The sequence below is a fragment of the Nocardioides sp. NPDC057577 genome (assembly GCF_042801335.1).
In the GTDB taxonomy this organism is placed as follows: Bacteria; Actinomycetota; Actinomycetes; order Propionibacteriales; family Nocardioidaceae; genus Nocardioides.
On sequence record NZ_JBHVGB010000254.1, the window covers coordinates 1 to 6,140 of the forward strand.

Genomic DNA, 6,140 nt, shown 5'->3' on the forward strand with positions numbered 1-6,140 from the left:
GCTCGTCATGACGCGCCGACTCGGCCGGGATCTGGGTCAGGATGAGCCGACTCGGCGGCATTAGGGTGGCAGCCATGGCGTTGGACACCTCCCCCGAGTCGCCCGCTCCGGTGCGGCAGATCGCGAACGCGATCGGCGGCTGGATCGACAAGCTCGGTGCGGTCTGGGTGGAGGGGCAGGTGGCCCAGCTGAGCCGGCGGCCGGGGATGCAGACCGTCTTCCTGACCCTGCGCGACTCGGTGGCCGACATCTCGGTGCCCGTGACGTGCACCAGGTTCCTGCTCGACAGCCTCAGTCCGCCGCTGGTCGAGGGTGCCTCGGTGATCATCCACGCGAAGCCGTCCTACTACGCCAACCGCGGCACCCTGTCGCTGCAGGCCCGCGACATCCGTCCGGTCGGGCTCGGTGAGCTGCTCGCCCGGCTCGAGCAGCGCCGGCAGCTGCTGGCTGCCGAGGGGCTCTTCGCCGCCGAGCTCAAGCGGCCGCTCCCCTTCCTGCCGACCAAGGTCGGGCTCCTCACCGCGGCCAACTCCGCGGCCGAGCGGGACGTGCTCGAGAACGCGAAGCGACGGTGGCCGCAGGTGCGGTTCGAGGTGGCGTACGCCGCGATGCAGGGGGCCCGCAGCGCTGCCGACGTCGTCGAGAAGCTGCAGCGGCTCGACCGCGACCCCGAGGTCGACGTGATCGTCATCGCCCGCGGCGGCGGTTCGGTGGAGGACCTGCTGCCGTTCTCCGACGAGCACCTGATCCGCGCGGTGCACGCCGCTCGCACCCCGGTCGTCTCTGCGATCGGCCACGAGCCCGACTCGCCGCTGCTGGACCTTGCCGCCGACGTACGTGCCTCGACCCCGACCGATGCGGCCAAGCTCGTCGTACCCGACGTGGTCGAGGAGCAGCGGATCGTCGCAACCGGACGCGACCGGCTCCGCGGCGGGATCGCCGCGCTGATCCACCGTGAGCAGACGCTCCTGGACGCGTTGCGCTCACGGCCGGTGCTGGCCGACCCGCGCTCGCTGATCGACGCCCGGCGCGACGAGGTCACCTCGCTGCGCGACCGTGCCCGCCGCACCGTCGGCCATGCCCTCGACAGGGCCGCCGACGACATCGGCCACCATCGTGCCCGCGCTCGCGCACTCTCACCCCTGGAGACGCTGAGACGGGGGTACGCCGTCGCCCAGGATGCCGACGGACACGTGCTCACCAGCGTCGCCGACGCCACCGAGGGCGCCGCCGTCAGCATCCGCCTCGCCGACGGCCGCCTGACGACAACCATCACCTCGATCGAGAAAACTGAGCCCACCAAGGATGTAGCCGATGACTGATGACGACAAGAACCTGTCCTACGAGCAGGCCCGCGAGGAGCTGGTCGAGGTCGTCCGCAAGCTCGAGACCGGCGGCATCACTCTCGAGGAGTCCCTGGCCCTGTGGGAGCGCGGCGAGAAGCTCGCCACCCTGTGCCAGGAGTGGCTCGACGGCGCCAGGAAGAAGATCGACGCCGCCATCACCGACGACTGACCTCGCTTCGCGACCAACACAGCCCCGTCGAGCGCGGATGGGACTGTGTTGGCCTCGACACGCCTCCGCCTAGCGGCTCCGGCGGCTCGACCAGCGGTGGGCCGCTACTTCTTCAGGGGCTCGGTGGTGATGAGGGCGAGGTAGTCGCGTACGTCCGCGTCCTTGGGGCCCCAGAGCATCAAGGTCTGGCCGTCGACCTCGGCCGAGTAGCCGGTGTCGCCGCCGGAGTCGGACCATTCGGTCCAGGTGTCGGCGAGCTCGGTGTCGATGCTGACCTCGTCGCCCTTCTTGGCCTGGGTGTCGACGTTCTTCTGAGCCAGCGCCTGCGCCGAGCGGGAGGAGAGCTCGAGGCCGACGTAGGAGGTCTCGCCCTTGACGAACGACATCGTCCAGGCCGGCTCCCCGCCGCCCTGGTAGGACGGGTCGGTGTTGGCGTACCAGCCCGAAGGCAGCTCGCGCGGGTAGACGACGTCGAGGTCGGCGACCTGGGCGCTGCGTACGGCCTCGGCCCAGTCGGCCTTGTAGGTCTCGTTGGCACCGCTGACCTCGCGCTCGAGGTTGCCGCGCCACTGCACGATCAGCACGATCGGGACGACGAGGACGAGCAGGAAGATCATCGACCCGATCAGGGCACCGAACGTGCGTGGGTAGCTGCGTGCCGGGGTCTCCGGCTGCTCGCCCGCCGGCTGACTCGACGGCTGGGCCTGCTGCTGGTCGGTGTCGCTCACGCCCTCCATGGTCCCACGCGGTCGATGCACCCTCGAATCGCGGCTTTTCCAAGCCCAGACGCCAGAGCAAATTGTTCCGCAGATGAGGGGATATCGCGCATGATCGAACCGCAGATGCGATACTCCTCCGGTGACCACGTACCGCATCGCCGAAGCCGCCGATCTCCTCGGCGTCAGCGACGACACCGTGCGTCGCTGGGTCGATGCGGGGCGGATCGAAGCAACCACCGAGAACGGTCGCGCGGTCATCGATGGCATCGTCCTGGCCACGCTGGCCTCGGAGCTGGCCGATGCGCCCAACCCGGACCGGGCGAAGGCGGTCAGCGCCCGCAACCGGATGCTCGGGATCGTCACCAGGACCACCGTCGACACCGTGATGGCCCAGGTGGAGATGGTGTGCGGTCCCTATCGGATCGTCTCGCTGATGAGCGCCGAGGCCGCCATTGAGCTCGGGCTCGAACCCGGCGTCAGCGCCGTGGCTTCGATCAAGTCAACCAACGTCATAGTGGAGCGCCCATGATCACGAACACGAAAATCTCTGCCGCTGTCGCCGTGACAGCCCTCCTCGCGCTCGCCGGGTGCGGCAGCGGGAGCAGCGGTGAGGAGGCGCAGGACAAGGAGCTGACCGTCTTCGCGGCGGCCTCGCTGACCGATACGTTCACCGAGCTCGCCGAGGAGTTCGAGAAGGACCACCCCGGCGTGAAGGTGACCACCAGCTTCGGCGGCTCCTCGGACCTGGTCGCCCAGATCCAGGACGGCGCCCCGGCGGACGTCTTCGCCTCGGCCGACACCAAGAACATGGACAAGCTCGGCGACCTGGCCACCGACCCGGAGGACTTCGCCTCCAACACGCTCGAGATCGCCACGCCCCCGGGCAACCCGGCCAAGATCGCCGGCTTCCAGGACCTCGCCAAGTCCGGCACGAAGGTCGTCGTCTGCGCGGTCGAGGTCCCCTGTGGCAACGCGACCGCCCAGATGGAGGAGAAGACGGGCGTCGACATCAAGCCGGTCAGCGAGGAGCAGTCGGTCAGCGACGTGCTCGCCAAGGTCACCTCCGGTGACGCCGACGCCGGACTCGTGTACGTCACCGACGTGACCGCCGCCGGAGACACCGTGACGGGCGTCGAGTTCGCGGAGTCCGACCAGGTCGTGAACACCTACCCGATCAGCACCCTCGACGGCGCGGACGACGCCGACCTCGCCCAGGAGTTCGTCGACCTGGTGCTCAGCGAGGCGGGACAGAAGGTGCTGAGCGATGCCGGCTTCGGCCAGCCCTGATCTTCTCGGGAGGTCCAGACGGACGGACCGGCAGCGGGGGGCCGGTCCGTCCGTCGGTATGCCCCGCTGGCTGTGGCTCCCGGCGGCACTCGCCGCGGCGTTCGTCATCGTCCCGCTCGCCGCGATCATCCTCCGCGTCGACCTGGCGAGCTTCCCCGCACTGATCACCTCGCCCTCCGCGCTGGAGGCGCTCTGGCTCAGTCTGCGCACCGCGGCGGCCAGCACCGCGTTGTGCATCCTCCTCGGCGTACCTCTTGCGACCGTGCTCGCCCGCACCGACTTCCCGGGCCAGGGCCTGCTGCGCTCCCTGGTGCTGCTCCCGCTCGTGCTGCCGCCGGTCGTCAGCGGCCTGGCCCTGCTCTACACCTTCGGTCGCCGCGGCCTCCTCGGCCAGTCGCTGGACATGGTCGGCTTCCAGATCACGTTCACCACGCTCGCCGTGGTGTTGGCGCAGACGTTCGTCGCGCTGCCGTTCCTGGTGATCAGCCTCGAGGGCGCGCTGCGCACCAGCGGCACCCGCTACGAGGCGGTCGCGGCCACGCTCGGCGCCCGCCCGACCACCGTCTTCCGGCGGGTCACCCTCCCTCTGGTCGGTCCCGGCCTGCTCTCCGGGTCGGTCCTCGCCTTCGCCCGCTGCCTGGGCGAGTTCGGCGCCACGATCACCTTCGCCGGCAACCTCCCCGGCGTCACGAGCACCATGCCGCTGCAGGTCTACCTGCTCCGTGTCGATGACCCGGACGCGGCGGTCGCGCTCTCGCTGGTGCTGGTCGTCGTCGCGGTCGCCGTGATCGGCTTCGCCCGGCACGGGAGAGCCCTATGAGCAGGCTTCATCTGCGGGCAGTGATCGCGGAGCGCGGCATCGACGTCACCCTCGACGTCGCCGCCGGCGAGACGGTCGCACTCACCGGTCCCAACGGCGCCGGCAAGTCGAGCATCCTCGGCGTGATCGCCGGACTCCTCCGTCCCGACGAGGGAGAGGTACGCCTCGGCGACCGCGTCCTCGGCTCCACTCCCCCGCACGCCCGCGGGGTCGCGCTCCTGGCCCAGGACCCGCTGCTCTTCCCGCACATGTCCGTGCTCGCCAACGTCGCCTTCGCACCCCGCGCCCGCGGCGTACATCGTCGGCAGGCCAACGAGCTCGCCACCCGCCACCTCACCGAGATCGGTGCCGAGACGCTCGCCGGGCGCAAGCCGTCCCAGATCTCCGGCGGCCAGGCCCAGCGGGTCGCGGTGGCCCGGGCGCTCGCCGCCGACCCCGAGCTGCTCCTGCTCGACGAGCCGATGGCCTCGCTCGACGTCGACGTACGTCCTGCGCTGCGTCAGACACTCCGCGAAGCCCTCGCGGACCGGACCGCCATCATCGTCACCCACGACGCGGCCGACGCCCGTGCGCTCGCCGACCGGGTGGTGGTGATCGAGCACGGTCACATCGTCGAGGACGGCCCCACCGAGCAGGTTCTGGAGCACCCGCAGTCGGGCTTCGCTGTGAGGCTTGTCTCTGGATCGATCAAGTGACACCGTGGCCGCTCCATCGCGCCCGGCCGATAGATTGACCCCTATGAACGACACCCAGCCGCTCGGCGTCGCCCCCACCGCTCCTGACCGCAACCTGGCCCTGGAGCTGGTGCGCGTGACCGAGGCAGCGGCGATGGCCGCCGCTCGCTGGGTGGGTCGTGGCGACAAGAACGGCGCCGACGGTGTCGCGGTCAACGCGATGCGCACGATGATCTCCACGGTCGCCATGAACGGCACCGTCGTCATCGGCGAGGGCGAGAAGGACAACGCCCCGATGCTCTACAACGGCGAGCAGGTCGGCGACGGCACCGGACCCGATTGCGACGTCGCGGTCGACCCGATCGACGGCACCACCCTGACCGCCAAGGGCATGAGCAACGCCGTCGCGGTGATGGCGGTCGCCCCGCGCGGCAGCATGTACGACCCCAGCGCCGTCTTCTACATGGAGAAGCTGGTCACCGGCCCCGAGGCCGCCGACGTCGTCGACATCCGCCTGCCGGTCGCCGAGAACATCGCCGCGGTCGCCAAGGCGAAGGACACCAAGGCCTCCGACATCACCGTGATCGTGCTCGACCGTCCGCGCCACGACAAGATGGTCGAGGAGATCCGCGAGACCGGCGCCCGGATCAAGTTCATCGTCGACGGCGACGTCGCCGGCGCGATCTCGGCCGCCCGTGCCGGTTCCGGCGCCGACCTGCTGATGGGCATCGGCGGCACTCCCGAGGGCATCGTCGCCGCGTGCGCGATGAAGGCGCTCGGCGGCACCATCCAGGGCCGGCTGTGGCCCAAGGACGACGCGGAGCGCCAGCGCGCCCTCGACGCCGGCCACAACCTCGACCCCGACTTCGTGCTCCACACCGACGACCTGGTCACCGGCGACGACTGCTTCTTCGTCGCGACCGGCATCACCGACGGCGACCTGATGCGGGGCGTGCAGTACCTCCCCCACGGCGCCATCGTCACCGACTCCCTGGTGATGCGCAGCCGCTCGGGCACGATCCGCAAGGTCACCTCGGAGCACCAGCTCGCCAAGCTCCAGGCCTACAGCGCCATCGATTTCTGAGCCTCGCCCGGCGCTTGCGCCGGGCGAACGCGAAGAGATCG

The 6,140-nt window shown here is 70.3% G+C and carries 8 protein-coding genes; 7 read left to right on the forward strand and 1 reads right to left on the reverse strand.

What is annotated here, in order from left to right; translation table 11 throughout:
- Positions 1–74 precede the first annotated feature (74 nt).
- A complete protein-coding gene (gene xseA, locus ACFU7D_RS28155) occupies positions 75–1,322 on the forward strand; it encodes an exodeoxyribonuclease VII large subunit (RefSeq protein WP_378733096.1) in 1,248 nt (415 codons plus the stop codon).
- The gene (locus ACFU7D_RS28160) at positions 1,315–1,515 is read left to right on the forward strand and encodes an exodeoxyribonuclease VII small subunit (protein ID WP_378873511.1); all 201 of its coding nucleotides are present in this window, start codon (positions 1,315–1,317) and stop codon (positions 1,513–1,515) included. Before xseA ends, ACFU7D_RS28160 begins: the two co-directional genes overlap by 8 nt.
- 104 nt (positions 1,516–1,619) lie before the next feature.
- On the opposite strand, the gene ACFU7D_RS28165 is transcribed toward ACFU7D_RS28160, so the two are convergent.
- Positions 1,620–2,243 carry a DUF4245 family protein gene (locus ACFU7D_RS28165; protein WP_378873513.1) on the reverse strand — a complete coding sequence of 208 codons (624 nt, stop codon included), beginning with the start codon at positions 2,241–2,243 and terminating at the stop codon, positions 1,620–1,622.
- A gap of 130 nt (positions 2,244–2,373) precedes the next feature.
- Here ACFU7D_RS28165 and ACFU7D_RS28170 point away from each other — a divergent pair, with 130 nt between their 5' ends.
- From ACFU7D_RS28170 to glpX, 5 genes are read left to right on the forward strand one after another with little or no spacing between them, the layout of a single operon-like run.
- Positions 2,374–2,763: a molybdopterin-binding protein gene (locus ACFU7D_RS28170; protein ID WP_378873515.1), complete on the forward strand. Its 390-nt coding sequence runs from the start codon at positions 2,374–2,376 to the stop codon at positions 2,761–2,763.
- A complete protein-coding gene (gene modA, locus ACFU7D_RS28175) occupies positions 2,760–3,521 on the forward strand; it encodes a molybdate ABC transporter substrate-binding protein (protein WP_378733044.1) in 762 nt (253 codons plus the stop codon). The genes ACFU7D_RS28170 and modA overlap by 4 nt, the downstream gene beginning before the upstream one ends.
- A 58-nt stretch (positions 3,522–3,579) precedes the next feature.
- On the forward strand, positions 3,580–4,341 hold the full coding sequence (locus ACFU7D_RS28180) for an ABC transporter permease (protein WP_378873517.1): 762 nt from the start codon (positions 3,580–3,582) through the stop codon (positions 4,339–4,341).
- Positions 4,338–5,036, forward strand: coding sequence for a sulfate/molybdate ABC transporter ATP-binding protein (locus ACFU7D_RS28185; RefSeq protein ID WP_378873519.1), 699 nt, complete (start codon positions 4,338–4,340; stop codon positions 5,034–5,036). The genes ACFU7D_RS28180 and ACFU7D_RS28185 overlap by 4 nt, the downstream gene beginning before the upstream one ends.
- Before the next feature lie 43 nt (positions 5,037–5,079).
- Positions 5,080–6,099 (forward strand): class II fructose-bisphosphatase, encoded by a 1,020-nt coding sequence (gene glpX, locus ACFU7D_RS28190; protein ID WP_378733050.1) that lies wholly within the window; start codon positions 5,080–5,082, stop codon positions 6,097–6,099.
- Positions 6,100–6,140 lie beyond the last annotated feature (41 nt).

Bases quoted from the DNA above. Each gene is read 5' to 3' on its own strand.
- xseA (WP_378733096.1), top strand. From the start codon at position 75: ATGGCGTTGGACACCTCCCCCGAGTCGCCCGCTCCGGTGCGGCAGATC.
- ACFU7D_RS28160 (WP_378873511.1), top strand. From the start codon at position 1,315: ATGACTGATGACGACAAGAACCTGTCCTACGAGCAGGCCCGCGAGGAG.
- modA (WP_378733044.1), top strand. From the start codon at position 2,760: ATGATCACGAACACGAAAATCTCTGCCGCTGTCGCCGTGACAGCCCTC.
- ACFU7D_RS28180 (WP_378873517.1), top strand. From the start codon at position 3,580: ATGCCCCGCTGGCTGTGGCTCCCGGCGGCACTCGCCGCGGCGTTCGTC.
- ACFU7D_RS28185 (WP_378873519.1), top strand. From the start codon at position 4,338: ATGAGCAGGCTTCATCTGCGGGCAGTGATCGCGGAGCGCGGCATCGAC.
- glpX (WP_378733050.1), top strand. From the start codon at position 5,080: ATGAACGACACCCAGCCGCTCGGCGTCGCCCCCACCGCTCCTGACCGC.